Annotated in this window: 12 protein-coding genes; 11 read left to right on the top strand and 1 reads right to left on the bottom strand. The window is 72.1% G+C overall.

Going from position 1 to position 15,802, the window contains the following annotated elements:
- The first annotated feature begins 350 nt into the window (after window positions 1-350).
- The 4 genes from glmU to pth all read left to right on the top strand — a co-directional run bounded on the left by glmU (window position 351) and on the right by pth (window position 4,778).
- Window positions 351-1,811, top strand: coding sequence for a bifunctional UDP-N-acetylglucosamine diphosphorylase/glucosamine-1-phosphate N-acetyltransferase GlmU (gene glmU / locus G011_RS0118450; protein WP_019609776.1), 1,461 nt, complete (start codon window positions 351-353; stop codon window positions 1,809-1,811).
- A 17-nt stretch (window positions 1,812-1,828) separates the two neighbouring features.
- A complete protein-coding gene (locus tag G011_RS0118445) occupies window positions 1,829-2,797 on the top strand; it encodes a ribose-phosphate diphosphokinase (RefSeq protein ID WP_013154993.1) in 969 nt (322 codons plus the stop codon).
- Window positions 2,798-3,402: 605 nt separating this feature from the next.
- Entirely contained in the window at window positions 3,403-4,020 is a 618-nt protein-coding gene (locus G011_RS0118440; protein WP_019609775.1) for a 50S ribosomal protein L25/general stress protein Ctc, read from the top strand.
- A 92-nt stretch (window positions 4,021-4,112) separates the two neighbouring features.
- Window positions 4,113-4,778, top strand: a complete 666-nt coding sequence (pth, locus tag G011_RS0118435) for an aminoacyl-tRNA hydrolase (protein ID WP_013154991.1) — start codon at window positions 4,113-4,115, stop codon at window positions 4,776-4,778.
- A 177-nt stretch (window positions 4,779-4,955) separates the two neighbouring features.
- On the opposite strand, the gene G011_RS0118430 is transcribed toward pth, so the two are convergent.
- Window positions 4,956-6,140: an endo-1,4-beta-xylanase gene (locus G011_RS0118430; RefSeq protein WP_019609774.1), complete on the bottom strand. Its 1,185-nt coding sequence runs from the start codon at window positions 6,138-6,140 to the stop codon at window positions 4,956-4,958.
- A 163-nt stretch (window positions 6,141-6,303) separates the two neighbouring features.
- Between G011_RS0118430 and G011_RS0118425 the strand changes: the two genes are divergently transcribed.
- The 7 genes from G011_RS0118425 to G011_RS0118395 all read left to right on the top strand — a co-directional run bounded on the left by G011_RS0118425 (window position 6,304) and on the right by G011_RS0118395 (window position 15,721).
- A complete protein-coding gene (locus tag G011_RS0118425; RefSeq protein ID WP_013154989.1) occupies window positions 6,304-7,320 on the top strand; it encodes a LacI family DNA-binding transcriptional regulator in 1,017 nt (338 codons plus the stop codon).
- A 235-nt stretch (window positions 7,321-7,555) separates the two neighbouring features.
- Window positions 7,556-8,848, top strand: a complete 1,293-nt coding sequence (locus G011_RS0118420; protein WP_019609773.1) for an SGNH/GDSL hydrolase family protein — start codon at window positions 7,556-7,558, stop codon at window positions 8,846-8,848.
- 367 nt (window positions 8,849-9,215) lie between these two features.
- Window positions 9,216-10,802, top strand: a complete 1,587-nt coding sequence (locus G011_RS0118415; RefSeq protein ID WP_026338426.1) for a sugar transferase — start codon at window positions 9,216-9,218, stop codon at window positions 10,800-10,802.
- Window positions 10,803-10,805: 3 nt separating this feature from the next.
- Window positions 10,806-11,597 (top strand): 3'(2'),5'-bisphosphate nucleotidase CysQ, encoded by a 792-nt coding sequence (locus G011_RS0118410; protein WP_026338425.1) that lies wholly within the window; start codon window positions 10,806-10,808, stop codon window positions 11,595-11,597.
- Between the two features lie 50 nt (window positions 11,598-11,647).
- Window positions 11,648-12,577, top strand: coding sequence for a sulfate adenylyltransferase subunit CysD (gene cysD / locus G011_RS0118405; RefSeq protein WP_013154983.1), 930 nt, complete (start codon window positions 11,648-11,650; stop codon window positions 12,575-12,577).
- Window positions 12,578-12,758: 181 nt separating this feature from the next.
- Window positions 12,759-14,042: a sulfate adenylyltransferase subunit CysN gene (cysN, locus tag G011_RS0118400; protein ID WP_255342149.1), complete on the top strand. Its 1,284-nt coding sequence runs from the start codon at window positions 12,759-12,761 to the stop codon at window positions 14,040-14,042.
- Window positions 14,043-14,560: 518 nt separating this feature from the next.
- The gene (locus G011_RS0118395) at window positions 14,561-15,721 is read left to right on the top strand and encodes a S8 family peptidase (protein ID WP_026338424.1); all 1,161 of its coding nucleotides are present in this window, start codon (window positions 14,561-14,563) and stop codon (window positions 15,719-15,721) included.
- Window positions 15,722-15,802 lie beyond the last annotated feature (81 nt).

Here is a 15,802-nt window from a genome sequence, read left to right as displayed (position 1 = left end):
GGTCCCCATCGTCCAGGTTCGAGCCCTGGTCCGGGAGCTACCCCGGCGTCGCGCGCACACACGCGCGGGGCGCCGAGCGGGTCCGCGCGTCCCCGTGCGACGGACGTGTCCCCACGGACCCCCGCGGAGCGGTGCATCTCACACCGAACCCCCAGAAACCGCCGCCACAGGCGCGGCGCGGCCAACGGCCGCTCACCCCCGCGTCACGCGCCCGTGGGGCGCCGGTGACGCGCATGTATCCTTCCCATGTCGGCCGCTGGTCATCCGACGGCCGCCCGTGCGGCATGCGGGTCGCGCCGCCGAGGGGTGAGCCGACATCTCAGCCACCAGCTACCACGAGGGACTCCTCAGTGAGCGTGAACCGTCCGGCTGCCGTCATCGTCCTCGCGGCGGGCGAGGGCACCCGAATGAAGTCGAAGCTTCCCAAGGTCCTCCACGAACTCAACGGCCGCAGCATGCTCGGCCACGTGCTCGCGGCGGCGCGGGAACTCGATCCCCAGCACGCGGTCGTGGTCGTCGGCCACGCGCGTGAGCAGGTCAGATCCCATCTGGAGGAGATCGCCCCCCATGCCGCCACCGCGGTCCAGGAGGAGCAGAACGGCACCGGCCACGCCGTGCGCATGGCGATCGAGGACCTGGCCGCCAAGGGCGTCAAGCTCAGCGGCACCGTGGTCCTGACCTGCGGCGACACCCCCCTCCTGCGCGGTTCCACGCTCGCGGAGCTCGTCGCGGCCCACGACGAGGAGGGCAACGCCGTCACGGTGCTCTCCGCGCGCGTACCCGACCCCCACGGTTACGGCCGCATCGTCCGCGACGCCGACGGCGACTTCACCGGCATCGTCGAGCACGCCGACGCCACCCCCGAGCAGCACGCGATCGACGAGATCAACTCGGGCATGTACGCCTTCGACGGCGCCCTGCTGTCCGAGGTCGTCCAGCGCCTGTCCACCGACAACGCCAAGGGCGAGGAGTACGTGACCGACGCGGTCTCCCTGCTGCGCGGCGACGGCCACCGGGTCGGCGCCTGGGCGGCGGACGACTGGCACGAGGTCCAGGGCGTCAACAACCGCGTCCAGCTCTCCGAGGCCCGCCGCGTCCTCAACGACCGGCTGGTCAACGAGCACATGCTCGCCGGGGTCACCGTCGTGGACCCCGCCACCACCTGGATCGACGCCCAGGTCACCGTCGGCCGCGACACCGTGATCGAACCGGGGACCCGGCTGCTGGGCGCCACCTCCGTCGGCGAGGACGCCGTGGTCGGCCCCCGCGCGGACCTGAGGGACACGGTCGTCGGCGCGGGCGCCACGGTGCGCGAGACCACGGCGGACCGGGCCGAGATCGGCCCCGGGGCCTCCGTCGGCCCCTACACCTACCTGCGGCCGGGCACCCGCCTGGCCGAGCGGTCCAAGGCCGGAGCCTTCGTCGAGGTCAAGAACTCGAACGTCGGCGCCGAGTCCAAGATCCCGCACCTGACCTACGTGGGCGACGCGGACATCGGCGTGGGCAGCAACATCGGCTGCTCCTCGGTGTTCGTCAACTACGACGGGGTCAACAAGTCCCGGAGCGTCATCGGCGACCACGTCAGGATCGGCAGCGACAACACCATCGTCGCCCCGGTCCGCGTGGGCGACGGCGCCTACTCCGGGGCGGGGACCGTGGTCCGCGACGACGTGCCGCCCGGTGCCCTCGCCGTTTCCGAGGGGCACCGCCAGCGCAACGTCGAGGGCTGGACCCGGCGCAAGCGCCCGGGCACGCCCTCCGCCGAGGCGGCGGAGCAGGCCGATCGGCACAGAGCCGACGACAAGCAGTGACTGTGGGGGAGAAACACGTGACCGGGATGAAGGCCACCGGCCAGAAGAACCTGATGCTCTTCTCGGGGCGCACGCACCCGAGCCTGGCCGAGGAGGTCGCGAAGGAACTGGGGATCGACGTGGTCCCCACCCGGTTCGACACCTTCGCCAACGGTGAGATCTTCGTCCGTTACCTGGAGTCGGTGCGCGGCTCGGACGCGTTCGTCATCCAGTGCCACTCCGACCCGATCAACGAGTCCATCATGGAGCAGCTGATCATGGTGGACGCGCTCAAGCGCGCGTCCGCCAAGAGGATCACCGTGGTGACCCCGTTCTTCGGCTACGCCCGGCAGGACAAGAAGCACCGCGGCCGCGAGCCCATCTCGGCCCGCCTCATGACCGACCTGTTCCGCACCGCGGGCGCGGACCGGATGATGGCCGTCGACCTGCACACGGACCAGATCCAGGGCTTCTTCGACGGCCCGGTGGACCACCTGTTCGCGCTGCCGATACTGGCCGACCACATCGCCGGCCGGGTCGACCAGTCCGAGATCACCGTGGTCTCCCCGGACGCGGGCCGGGTGCGCACCGCCGACCGCTGGGCGGACCGCCTCGGCGCCCCGCTGGCGATCATCCACAAGCGCCGCGACCCGGACGTGGCCAACCAGGTCCGGGTGCACGAGGTCGTCGGTGAGGTCAAGGGCCGCGTCTGCGTGCTGGTGGACGACATGATCGACACCGGCGGCACCATCGTCAAGGCCTCCGAGGCCCTGTTCGAGCAGGGTGCGGCCAAGGTCCTGGTGGCCGCCACGCACGGCGTGCTGTCCGGTCCGGCGGCCGAGCGCCTCCAGAACTCGCGGATCTCCGAGGTGGTCATCACCAACTCGCTGCCCGTTCCGGAGGAGCGCTCCTTCGAGAAGCTGACCCAGCTCTCGATCGCGCCGCTGGTGGCCCGCGCCATCAGCGAGGTCTTCACCGACGGCTCGGTCACGAGCCTGTTCGAGTAATCGGGGGACGCGCGCCCCTTCGCCCGGACCTCCCGCGGCCGCCCCTCCGGGCCGCCGCGGGAGGTCCGCGTCGTTCCCGGTCCGCCTCCGGGCCCGCGGCCGGCGGGGACGGTGCGGCGCGGGACGGCGCAGACGGCCTCCAGTGCGCTGACCGGGGCTTTCCGGGTCGGACGGCCTGGACGCGTGTCCTCGGGCCCCGACGGCCGTCTGGGGGCCGGGGCCGCGTCCGCCGCCGGGCGGTCCCCTCGCGGGCGTCCGCGCCGAGGCCGTCCGGCCGGCGGGTTTCTCTGGGGGCTTGTCCGGACCGGGGCGGGAATCGCGGGCCATGTTCGGAGTCGTCGGCGAAGCCATTAGACTTGACCGAGTGTCCCCGTGCCCAGGCGGAGCCCTAAGAAGGCTGCGTTCGGAAGGCGGGCAGGGGTGCGCGACGAGCGTTCCCGGGCCGGGCGGGTCCGGTGACGGCTCGCCGGGCACGCCTGGAACCAGGGCGGCCGCGTCCCTGCCTGAGGGCAGCCCCCGCCGCATTCCCCGCCGAGGGCGGGAATCGTTCGTGCTACTGGAGCCGTGTTCCCCGTTCTGCGGGGTTGAACCCGAGGAGTTTTGTCGTGTCCGAGGTACGTATCGCTGCCGAGCCCCGCACGGAATTCGGCAAGGGCGCCTCTCGTCGCGCCCGCCGCGCGGGTAAGGTGCCGGCCGTCCTCTACGGCCACGGCACCGAGCCCCGCCACCTGAACCTGCCGGGCCACGAGCTCATGCTCGCCCTGAAGACCCCCAACGTCCTGATCCGCCTCGACGGCCTGGACAAGGACAACCTCGCCCTGCCCAAGAGCGTGCAGCGCGACGCCATCAAGGGCTTCCTGGAGCACATCGACCTGCTGGTCGTCTCCAAGGGCGAGAAGGTCGAGGTCGAGATCCCGGTCAACCTGATCGGTGAGGTCAAGGCCCCGGGTGTGCTCAACCAGGAGCTCGTCACCGTGGCCGTCGAGGCCGAGGCCACCCACATCCCCGAGGGCGTCGAGTTCGTCATCGAGGACCTGGAGATCGGCGCCACCCCGACCGCCGCCGACCTCAAGCTGCCCTCCGGCGTCGCCCTGGCCACCGACCCCGAGGCCGTCCTGCTCACCGTCTCCGCCCCGCGCGTGGAGGAGGAGCCGGAGACCAGCGAGGAGGCCGCCCAGGCCGCCGAGGGCGACGAGGGCGCCCAGGAGGCCGCCGCCGAGTAAGGCGGTCGCAAGCCACACACGACGACGCGCGGTCTCCCGACAGGGGCCGCGCGTCCGTCGTGTCAGCCGCCGTCCCGGTAGGGTCGTGCCCCATGGGCAACTGGTGGGGCAGGCTGTTCGGCGGCAGGGGCCCCGGCGCGCGGAGCGCCGGGGGCACAAGCGTCGGCGGAGAGAACGAGGACATGGCCGATACCGAGCGCTGGCTCGTCGTGGGGCTGGGCAATCCCGGGCCCAAGTACGCCGGGAACAGGCACAACGCCGGGTTCCTGGTGGTGGAGGCGCTCGCGGGCGGCGAGCGCTGGAAGGCGCACAAGGCGCACGCCGAGGTGGTGGAGACCCGCCTGGACGGCGTCCCCGTGGTGCTGGCCAAGCCGCGGAGCTTCATGAACCTGTCGGGCGGCCCGGTCTCCGGTCTGGCCCGCTTCTACAAGGTCCCGGTCGAGCGGATCGTCGTGGTGCACGACGAGATGGACATCGACTTCGGCGCGCTCAAGCTCAAGAAGGGCGGCGGGCCGGGCGGGCACAACGGCCTGAAGTCGATGACCTCGTCCCTGTCCAGCCCGGACTACATCCGCGTGCGCTTCGGGGTGGGCCGCCCGCCGGGCCGGATGGACCCGGCCGCGTACGTGCTCAAGGACTTCTCCTCCACCGAGCGCGCCGAGCTGGACCTCAACGTCGAACGCGCCGCCGACGCGGTGCGCACGGTGCTCACCGAAGGCCTGGGCCGGGCGCAGAACATCTACCACACCGCCGCCTGACCTCCAGGACGCCGGGGTCCACCGGGGCGGGGCTCACACGCCCGCCGGACGACCGCTCTCACCAGGGGTTCCACGCGAGGGGCGCCCGCGCCGGGTACGGCGCGCGCTGAGTCGGACGTACCGCGCCCGCCGGCGGAGGAGCGCCGACGGGCGCGGCGACGGGGGCGCGGTGCCCGGCTACCGGCCGCGGCCCGCCCGGGGCGGGCGGCCCCGCCCGTCGTCCCCGGCCTCCTCCAGGAGGGATCGGAGGGTGAAGTAGGCGGGCTTGCGGTCGAAGTCCCCGTCCATGACGGTCGCCGCTCCCTCGCCCTCGAAGAACACCGGCACCCACGAGTACTTGTCGGTGAAGCCCCAGATGGTGAAGGAGTCGCAGCCCTCCACCCCGAGGCAGGCCTCCAGCGCCCGACCGTAGTAGTCGGCCTGCCGCTCCAGCTGCTCCCCGGTCGGCTCCCCGCCCTCGGGCACGTCCATGCGCACGTCCACCTCGGTCAGCGCCGTGCCCAGACCGAGGTCGTCGAAGCGCTGGAGGTTCTCCTCCAGGCCGGACGGGAACCCGTACCGCATGCTCAGGTGCACCTGGGCGGAGAACCCGTGCACCGGCACGCCGTCCGCCAGCAGTTCCTGGACCAGCGCGTGGTAGGCGTCGCTCTTGGCGTTGACGTCCTCGACGCCGTAGTCGTTGAAGTACAGCTCCGCCGACGGGTCGGCCTCGTGCGCCCAGCGGAAGGCGTCGGCGATGATCCCCGGCCCGAGCTCGCGGATCCAGATGTTGTCCTCGGTGCGCAGCCGCCCCGACTCGTCGAAGATCTCGTTGGCCACGTCCCACTGCGAGATCCGGCCCTCGTAGCGGCCGACGACGGTGGTGATGTGGTCGCGCAGGATCTCCCGCAGCTCCTCGTCGGTGAAGTCGCCCTCCTCCAGCCACGCGGGGTTCTGGCTGTGCCACAGCAGGGTGTGCCCGCGCACGTCCTGGCCGTGGCGCTCGGCGAAGTCCACGATCCTGTCGGCCATCCCGAACGCGTACTCGTCCCGCTCGGGGTGGATGTACTCCCACTTCATCTGGTTCTCGGGGGAGACCGAGCTGAACTCCCGGGCCAGGATCCGGCGGTACCGCCGGTCCGAGGTGAAGGGGTCGGGGTAGTCCTGGTCCACGTGGTGCCCGCCGCCCGCGACGGCGGTGCCGATGACCAGGCCGTCTGGCGCGGCCCAGCGCAGCGTGCCCGGCTTGGCGTGGCGGGGGTGGTGCGGCGACCGGTGGCCGTCGCCGTGGTCGTGCCCGGGGGCGGCGGACGCGGGGGCGGCCAGGGGGACCGCCAGCGCCGTCGCGGCGAGGACGGCGGTGACGAGGCGGAGCGGTTTCATGGGGGGATCTCCGATCTGGCGACCGACGAAACTTCCGGAAAGTTCCGTAACATGTGAAGGTCAATGGACCCTAGGTCGTCGCCGGGCACAGCGTCAAGATCCCGTCTCGGCGCTGTCGCCCCACCAGCTGTGCTCGTACTCTGGGTGGGCACAAAGGAGGACCATGCCCGACACCCCGTCCCGAGACGTCACGATCTCCGCCATCGCCGAGGAGGCGGGCGTCTCCGCGCCGACGGTCTCGCGCGTGCTCAACGGCCGGGGCGACGTCGCCCCCGCCACGCGCGAGCGCGTGGAGAGCCTGATCCGCGCCCACGGCTACCGGCGCCGCGGAGGTCGGCCACGGGAGCGCGTCGGCCTGCTCGACCTCGTCTTCAACGACCTGGACAGCCCGTGGGCCGTCGAGATCATCCGCGGGGTGGAGGACGCCGCGCACGAGAGCGGTACCGGCATCGTGGTGTCGGCCATCCACCGCCGGGTCAGCTCCACCCGCCAGTGGCTGGAGAACGTGCGCTCGCGCGCCACCGACGGGGCGATCCTCGTGACCACCGACCTGGACCCCGAGCTGCGCGAGGAACTGCGGGAACTCCACGTGCCCGCCGTGGTCGTCGACCCGGTCGGCGTCCCGGACCTGGACACTCCCACGGTCGGCGTCACCAACTGGGCCGGGGGCCTCAGCGCGACCGAGCACCTGATCCACCTCGGCCACCGGCGCATCGCCTTCGTCGCCGGGCGCCCCGAGCTGTGGTGCAGCCGGGCCCGGCTCGACGGCTACCGGGCGGGCCTGGAGACGGCGGGGCTCGCGGTCGACGACGAGCTGGTCGTGCCGGGGGAGTTCGGCTACGAGTCCGGCTTCCGGGCGGGGGAGCGGCTGTTCGACCTCGCCGATCCGCCCACGGCCGTGTTCGCGGCCAGCGACCAGATGGCGCTGGGCGTCTACGAGGCGCTGCGCCGCCGCGGTCTGCGGGTGCCCGCCGACGTCAGCGTGGTCGGCTTCGACGACCTGCCCGAGGCGCGCTGGTCCTCGCCGTCCCTGACCACCGTGCGCCAGCCGCTGTCGGACATGGGCAGGCTCGCGGTGCGCACCGTGCACCGCCTGGTGCAGCGCGAGACCATCGAGAGCCCGCGGGTCGAGCTGGCCACCGAGCTCGTCGTGCGCGACAGCACCGCCCCGCCGCCGTGAACGGGGCCCTGGGGAGGGCGTTGACACCCCGGCGCGGCGCTCCCTAGGCTGGTTTGACCGGAATCTTCCGGAAACCACCCGGGCTCCGCGCCAAGGAGGCCGGTGCGGCCACCGCCCCCGACGGGCGCGCGGCCGTGTCCCCTCCGTCCTGCCCGCCCTCGGTCGCGCCCTGATCACCGCGGCTCCCGCGGCCGCCCGCCCGGCGCGCACGCCCCCCACCCCCGAGGAGAAGAGCATGTCCCCCACCCGCGCCCGGCGAGGCGTGGCCGTCGTCATGGCCGGCACACTGCTCCTGCTCGGCGGCTGGAACGCCACCGGCGCCGCCGCCGAACCGGAGCCCGACACCGGGAACTGGGTGGGCACCTGGGGGGCCGCGCCGACCGCCACGCCCGCCACCGCCACCCCGGTCCTGCGCGACGAGACCGTCCGGCAGGTCGTGCGCACCAGCGTCGGCGGCGACCGGCTGCGCCTGCGCCTGACCAACGAGTTCGGGGAGAGCGCGCTGCGGGTGGGCGAGGTGCACGTGGCCCTGCGCGCGGGCGACTCGGGCACCGACATCGACCCGGCCACCGACCGCACGGTCACCTTCGGCGGCCGTACGTCGGTGACCGTCCCGGCGGGCGCCCCCATGGTCAGCGACCCGGTGGCGCTGGAACTGCCCGCCCGCTCCGACCTGGTCGTGAGCATCCACCTGCCGGAGGAGACGCCGGTGACCACCCTGCACGCCTCCTCCTTCCAGGAGAACGCGGTGGCCGCTGGCGACGTCACCGGCGACACGTCCGTCGAGGCCACCCGCACGCTCACCCAGTGGCACTTCCTGTCGGGGGTCAGCGTGCGGTCGCGCACGCGGCTCGCCGACGCGGTCGTGGCCCTGGGCGACTCCATCACCGACGGCTCCGAGACCCGGGTCAACGCCAACCACCGGTGGCCGGACCTGCTCGCCCGGCGCCTGCCGCACACCGGCGTGCTCAACTCGGGGATCGCGGGCAACCGCCTGCTCCACGACCCCAACCCGCCCGAGGGCGGCGACGCCGAGGACTTCGCGGCCTTCTTCGGGCAGAGCGCCCTGCGCCGCTTCGACCGGGACGTGCTGGCGCACCCGGGCGCGGGCCACGTCATCGTCCTTCTGGGGGTCAACGACCTGGGCCACCCCGGCACCGTGGCCCCGGTGTCGGAGACCGTCACGGCAGAGGAGGTCATCGGCGCCCACCGCCAGATCATCGCCCGTGCCCGTGCGGCGGGGCTGCGGGTCTACGGGGGCACCATCCTGCCGTTCAAGGGCGACACCCTCGGTTTCCACACCGAGGAGAACGAGGCCAAGCGCCAGGCGGTCAACGCGTGGATCCGCACGGGCGGGGAGTACGACGCGGTCATCGACTTCGACGAGGTGATGCGCGACCCGGCTGACCCGCTGAGCCTGCTGCCCGCCTACGACAGCGGCGACGGCCTGCACCCCAACGACGCCGGTATGGCCGCGATGGCCGACGCCGTACCGGCCCGGCTCTTCCTCCCCGACCGGGAGGGGTAGTCGGCCGGGGAGGGGGGAGGGGCGGCCCACGGCCGGTCCCGGGGCGGCCGGGACACGGGCCGTCACCGGACCCCCTCCGGACGGCCCGGGTTTCGGCTGTGCCCCCGCGCGGCCGCCGGTGTCCCCATCAGGTCACCCCTGCGTGACCGCACGGATCTCGGCACAGACACATTCTTGTGCTGAACAGGCCCTCTTACCCAACAAGCCGCAACACTGCGCGACTTTTCCACTACTTTTGGTTAATGTTCGGGGCGTTGGTCTCCGCGCCCGGCGCACCTGCCCCGCTCACGTCCTCAGAGTGCTCTCCCACGGCGCGCGGAGCTATGCCGTGTGAGCTGCAAGAGTCGTGGGTCTTGGGGGAGTGTACGTGGTCACAACCAGCAGGACGGATACCGTCCGCGAACAGTCGACGCGGATCGTGGTCGGCCCCGGAGCCCCCGGAGCCCCCGGAGCCCCCGGAACCCCAGACACTCCAGGGATCCCCGCCGCCGCGGGCGCCACCGGGCGGCGCGCGGCGGTCGCCTCCGGCGGTGGGACCAACGGCGCCTGGGTGCGCCCCTACGTCGTGAGCCTGGTCGGCCTGGACCTGGCCGCCGCTCTGACGGCCACCCTCAGCGGCACGGCGGTCCGCTTCCCCTCCGCCCTCGGAACCCTCACCACCCTGCCCTACCTGGCCCTCTCCCTCCTGCTGCCCCCGGTGTGGATCCTCTTCGTCTACCTGGGCGGCGGCTACGCCCGCCGCTTCCTGGGCGTGGGCACGGAGGAGTACCGCCGCGTCGCCACGGCCGGGATCGCCCTCGCCGCCGCCGTGGCCGTCGGCGCCTACGCCCTGCGCTTCGACCTCGCCCGCGGCTACGCGCTGGTCACCCTGCCGCTCATCCTCCTGCTCACCCTCGGCCTGAGGTACGCGCGCCGCAAGGCCCTGCACCGGCGCCGCGGTTCGGGCCAGTGCATGAGCGGGGTCGTGGTCGTCGGCTACCGCGTGGCCGTCCGCGACCTGGTCCGCCGGTTCCGCGGCGAGGTCTACCACGGCATGCGCGTGGTGGGCGTGTGCCTGCCCCAGGAGGAGGTCGCCTCCGGCCCGGGCGCCGACGAGGTGGAGGGCTGTCCGGTCCTGGGCACCTTCACCGGCGCGGCCGAGGCCGCCGCCCTGGCCGGGGCCGACACCGTCGCGGTCCTGGCCTGTCCGGAGATGGACGGGGCCGAGCTGCGCCGCCTGGCCTGGCGGCTGGAGGAGACCGGCACCGACCTCATCGTCGCCTCCGCGCTCATGGACGTGGCCGGACCGCGCACCTCCATCCGGCCGGTCGCGGGGCTGCCCCTGCTGCACGTGGAGCACCCCGAACTGGTGGGCGCGCGCCGCGTCCTCAAGGGCGCCTTCGACCGCTGCGCCGCCGCCCTGGCCCTGATACTGCTGTCGCCGCTGTTCCTCGCGCTGTGCGTCCTCGTCCGGGCCGAGGGCGGCGGGCCCGCCCTCTTCACCCAGACGCGCGTGGGCAGGGGCGGCCGCGAGTTCACCGTCTACAAGTTCCGTACGATGGTGGTGGGGGCCGAGGCGTTGAAGGCGATGCTCCAGCCCCGCAACGAGCACGAGGGCGTGCTGTTCAAGATGCGCCGCGACCCCAGGGTGACGGCCGTGGGGGCCTGGCTGCGCCGGTACTCGCTCGACGAGCTTCCCCAGCTCGTCAACGTGGTCCGGGGGGAGATGTCGCTCGTCGGCCCGAGGCCGCCGCTTCCGGAGGAGGTCGCCCGCTACGGGGACGACGTCCGCCGCAGGTTGGTGGTCAAGCCGGGTATGACGGGTCTGTGGCAGGTGAGCGGCCGCTCCGACCTCTCCTGGGAGGAATCGGTCCGCCTCGACCTGCGGTACGTGGAAAACTGGTCGCTGACACTGGACGTCCAGATCTTGTGGAAGACGTGGTCAGCGGTGATCCGTGGGGCGGGAGCATACTAGCCGGTGAAGAACATCCGAAACGATCATGAGGTGGCCCGCGACCTGGCCAGCGAGGCGGGGCAGCTGCTGCTGCGCCTGCGCGCCCGGCACGGCTTCGACGAGCCCGACGTCCTGCGCACGCTGGGGGACCGCACATCCCACGAGTTCCTGTTCTCCGCGCTGGGAAGGCTGCGGCCCAGCGACGCCGTCCTCTCCGAGGAGGGCGCCGACGACCCCGCGCGGCTCAACGCGCGCCGGGTGTGGATCATCGATCCCCTGGACGGCACGCGCGAGTTCGCCGAGGCCGGGCGCACCGACTGGGCGGTGCACGTGGCGCTGTGGGAGAACGGCGACCTGGTCGCGGGCGCCGTGGCGCTGCCCGCCCAGGGCAGCACCCTGTCCACGGTCGACCCGCCCTGGCTGCCCGAGGAGCGCCCCTCGGACCAGCGGCTGCGCATCACCGCCAGCCGGACCCGGCCCCCGGCCTTCGTCCAGCGGATGGCCACCCAGCTGGGCGCCGAGGTGGTCCCGATGGGCTCCGCGGGCGCCAAGATCTGCGCGGTGCTGCTCGGCATCGCCGACATCTACGTGCACGCGGGCGGCCAGTACGAGTGGGACAGCGCCGCCCCGGTGGCGGTGGCCCGGGCCTCGGGTCTGCACACCTCCCGGATCGACGGTTCCCCGCTGCGGTACAACACGGCGGACCCGCTGCTGCCGGATGTCCTTGTATGCCGATCGGAATTGTCGGGTATGTTGTTGGCAAGCATCCGCGACGGCGCGGACCTGGACAGCGCGGGTCCGCACGCGGGGGGCTGATAGGACGACCCCTCCGCCGTCGGCCCTGTCGGTATTTCTAAGGCGGATTCATGGGTCAGGCGAGTCAGCAGGCCGGACGCTACCAGCTCTCCCAGCTGGACGTCCTGGAGGCCGAAGCCATCTTCATCATGCGCGAGGTGGCCGCGGAGTTCGAGCGGCCGGTGCTGCTCTTCTCCGGTGGCAAGGACTCCATCGTGATGCTGCGCCTGGCCGAGAAGGCGTTCTGGCCCGGTGCCGTCCCCTTCCCCGTCATGCACGTGGACACCGGCCACAACTTCGACGAGGTCATCGAGTTCCGCGACCGCCGGGTCGCCGAGGCGGGGGTCCGCCTGGTCGTGGCCTCGGTGCAGGAGCAGATCGACGCGGGCAAGGTCTCCGAGCCCACCGGCCGCTGGGCCAGCCGCAACCGCCTCCAGACCTCGGCGCTGCTGGAGGCCATCGAGGAGAACGGCTTCGACGCCGCCTTCGGCGGTGCGCGACGCGACGAGGAGAAGGCCCGGGCCAAGGAACGGGTCTTCTCCTTCCGCGACGAGTTCGGCCAGTGGGACCCCAAGAACCAGCGCCCCGAGCTGTGGAGCGTGTTCAACACCCGCATCGAGCGGGGCGAGCACATCCGGGTCTTCCCGATCTCCAACTGGACCGAGCTGGACGTGTGGGCCTACATCAAGCGGGAGCGGCTGGAGCTGCCCTCGATCTACTTCGCCCACGAGCGCGAGGTCTTCGAGCGCGACGGCATCCTGCTGTCGAACTCGCCCATCATCAACCGCGACGAGACCGAGGTCCCGTTCACCGAGACCGTCCGCTACCGCACCGTCGGCGACCTCACCTGCACCGGGGCGGTCAAGTCCACGGCCGTGGAGATCGACGACATCATCGCCGAGATCGCCGCGACCCGGGTGACCGAGCGGGGGCAGACGCGGGCGGACGACCGCACCAGCGAGGCCGCCATGGAGGACCGCAAGCGCGAGGGCTACTTCTAGCGCGACCGCCGGAAGGGTCCACAGCCCGCCCCGTCCCCCGGACCTCGTGCTCGTGGCGGGGTTCGGGCGCCGACACCGGCCGGGAGGCGGGTCAGGACCCCACGCACCACACCGGCGACGTTCGGGTCAGCCCACTGGCACCCGCGCCGGAACCCGTTCCCCGCAGACCACACACTCCGCATTGGACCAGGCAAGCATGAGTAACGACATCCTGCGGTTCGCGACGGCGGGTTCCGTCGACGACGGCAAGAGCACCCTGATCGGCCGACTGCTGTTCGACTCCAAGTCCATCTTCGAGGACCAGCTCGACGCGGTGGAGCGCACCAGCGTCGCGCGCGGCGAGGAGCAGACCAACCTGGCGCTGCTCACCGACGGCCTGCGCGCCGAGCGCGAACAGGGCATCACCATCGACGTGGCGTACCGCTACTTCGCCACCCCCAAGCGCACCTTCATCATCGCCGACACCCCCGGGCACATCCAGTACACCCGGAACATGGTCACCGGCGCCTCCACGGCAGACCTCGCCATCATCCTGGTGGACGCGCGCAAGGGCCTACAGGAGCAGAGCCGCCGCCACGCCTTCCTCACCACCCTGCTCCAGGTGCCCCACCTGGTGCTGGCGGTCAACAAGATGGACCTGGTGGACTACTCCCAGGAGCGCTTCGAGGAGATCCGGGCCGAGTTCGCCGACTTCGCCACCAAGCTGGACGTGTGCGACCTGACCTTCGTGCCGATCTCGGCCCTGAACGGCGACAACGTGGTGAGCCGCTCGGAGAACATGCCCTGGTACACCGGGCCCTCCCTGCTCCACCACCTGGAGAACGTGCACATCGCCTCCGACCGCAACCTCATCGACGCGCGCTTCCCCGTGCAGTACGTGATCCGGCCGCACAGGTCGGCCGACCCCGAGTTGCACGACTACCGGGGTTACGCGGGCCAGATCGCGGGCGGCGTCCTCAAGCCGGGCGACGAGGTCACCCACCTGCCGTCCGGGCTGAACACGCGGATCGCCAGGATCGTCACCGCCGACGGCGACGTCACCGAGGCCTACTCGCCGATGTCGGTCACCCTCCTGCTGGAGGACGAGATCGACATCTCCCGGGGCGACATGATCTGCCGCCCCAACAACGCCCCCGCGGTCACCCAGGACCTGGAGGCGATGGTGTGCTGGATGACGGACGCGCGCAAGCTCACGCCGCGCTCCAAGCTCATCCTCAAGCACACCACCCGCACCGCGAAGGTCATGGTCAAGGACCTGCGCTACCGGCTGGACGTCAACACGCTGCACCGCGACGAGCAGGCCGACCACCTGTCGCTCAACGAGATCGGCCGGGTGCGGCTGCGCTCCACCCAGCCCCTGTTCGTGGACGAGTACGCCAAGAACCGCCAGACGGGCGGGTTCATCCTCATCGACGAGTCCACCAACACCACGGTCGCCGCGGGGATGGTCGTCAAGACCGACTGACCCCGGCCGGGGCGCGCCGGGCGCCCGGAAGGTGGAAGGGGGCCGCCCGAGGGCGGCCCCCTTCCACGTGTTCCGCCACCGGGAGGCCCGGCGGGGAGCGGGCCGGGTGGTCCGGACGCACCGGAAAGGGCGCCGCCCATGCCCTCGACCGTCTTACCCGAGAAACCTGTTTCGGTTCTCAGATTCTTACGGAATGGTTTCCTTCGGTCAACGCCATGTTTCTCCGTAAGGGCTCCGGGGGAACCGAAAGGTCTGTCCGAAAAACGTTTGACCACTACAGGCGAGTGTTTTTCGGACTCCTCGCCGCTGCACCGAAGCCCTCGTTCGCTGCACGGCCACGGCCCCCGAAGGCTGGTCCGAGGTACTTGGACGCAAAAAAAGTTGCTCTCGGGCCCTGGAGCGAAGGGCGAAGTCTGGTTATGGTGGCAAAGCGCAGCGAACCTGGAATCGCTTGACTACTCTGGGTTATTGACTGCTGTGCGCCTCCCATTACCGTCCCCCGCAAAAGGAGAATACGAGTGCACAGGCACACCACCAGGAGAACGGTGCTCGGCCTCGCCGCGGCCGGCGCCCTCTCCGTCCCCCTGGCCCTGTCGGGCGCCGTCTCGGCCGGCGCCGACGAGCTCGCCCCCCTCCACACCGTCGGCTCCTCGGCCACCGGCGACTACTTCGTCGTCCTGGAGGACACGCTCAGCGCCGCCTCCGTCACCCCCTCGTCCCTCGGCATCTCCTCCGACCAGGTCAACCACACCTACGACGAGGTCGTCAACGGCTACTCGGCCAGCCTGAGCGCGGCGGAGGTGCGCGAACTGCGCGGCCAGTCGGGTGTCGCCTACGTCGAGGAGGTCGGCGTCGCGCACACCACCGTCACGTGGGGGCAGGACCGCATCGACCAGGAGGACCTCCCCCTGGACGGCTCCTACGGCACCACCGGCGACGGGGCCGGCGTCTCCGCCTACATCATCGACAGCGGCATCGACGCCTCGCACCCCGACTTCGGCGGTCGCGCCTCCTCCGCCTTCGACGCCTACGGCGGCGACGGCGGCGACGGCAACGGCCACGGGACCCACGTCGCGGGCACCATCGGCTCCGCCACGTACGGCGTCGCCCCCGCCGCCGACCTCTTCGGCGTCAAGGTGCTCGACGACAACGGCTCGGGCTCCTACGACGACGTCATCGCCGGTATCGACTGGGTGGCCGCCAACGCCGGACCCAACGCCGTGGCCAACCTGTCCCTGGGCGGCCCGTCCTCCCCGACCCTGGACGAGGCCGTCAACAGCCTGGCCGAGTCCGGCGTGTTCGTCGCGGTCGCGGCGGGCAACGAGGGCCAGGACGCGGGCAATGTCTCCCCGGGCGGCGCCGAGGGCGTGACCACGGTCGGCGCCTCCGACGCGACCGACGCCGCGGCCGTCTTCTCCAACCACGGCCCGTCCGTCGACATCTACGCCCCCGGCGTGGACGTGGAGTCGACCGTCCCCGGCGGCGGAACCGACTCCTATGACGGCACCTCGATGGCCAGCCCGCACGTGGCCGGGGCCGCCGCCCTGTACAAGAGCGTGAACGGCGACGACGACCAGGCCACCATCCAGGACTGGCTCGTCTCCAACGCCGGCGTGGACAAGCTCAGCGGCGTTCCCGCGGGCACGGTCAACCTGCTGCTCAACGTCCAGGGCCTCTGACCCGGGGGGTTGTGGAGACCCCGCTCTTCCACAGCCCGCTCCGCGGCCACCGCGCGAGGAGCGGATGACCGACCGTTCGGC

The sequence above is a fragment of the Nocardiopsis sp. CNS-639 genome (assembly GCF_000381685.1).
In the GTDB taxonomy this organism is placed as follows: domain Bacteria; phylum Actinomycetota; class Actinomycetes; order Streptosporangiales; family Streptosporangiaceae; genus Nocardiopsis; species Nocardiopsis dassonvillei.
The sequence above is the reverse complement of the archived record's forward strand: the minus strand, read 5'-3'. Positions and strand labels throughout refer to the sequence as shown.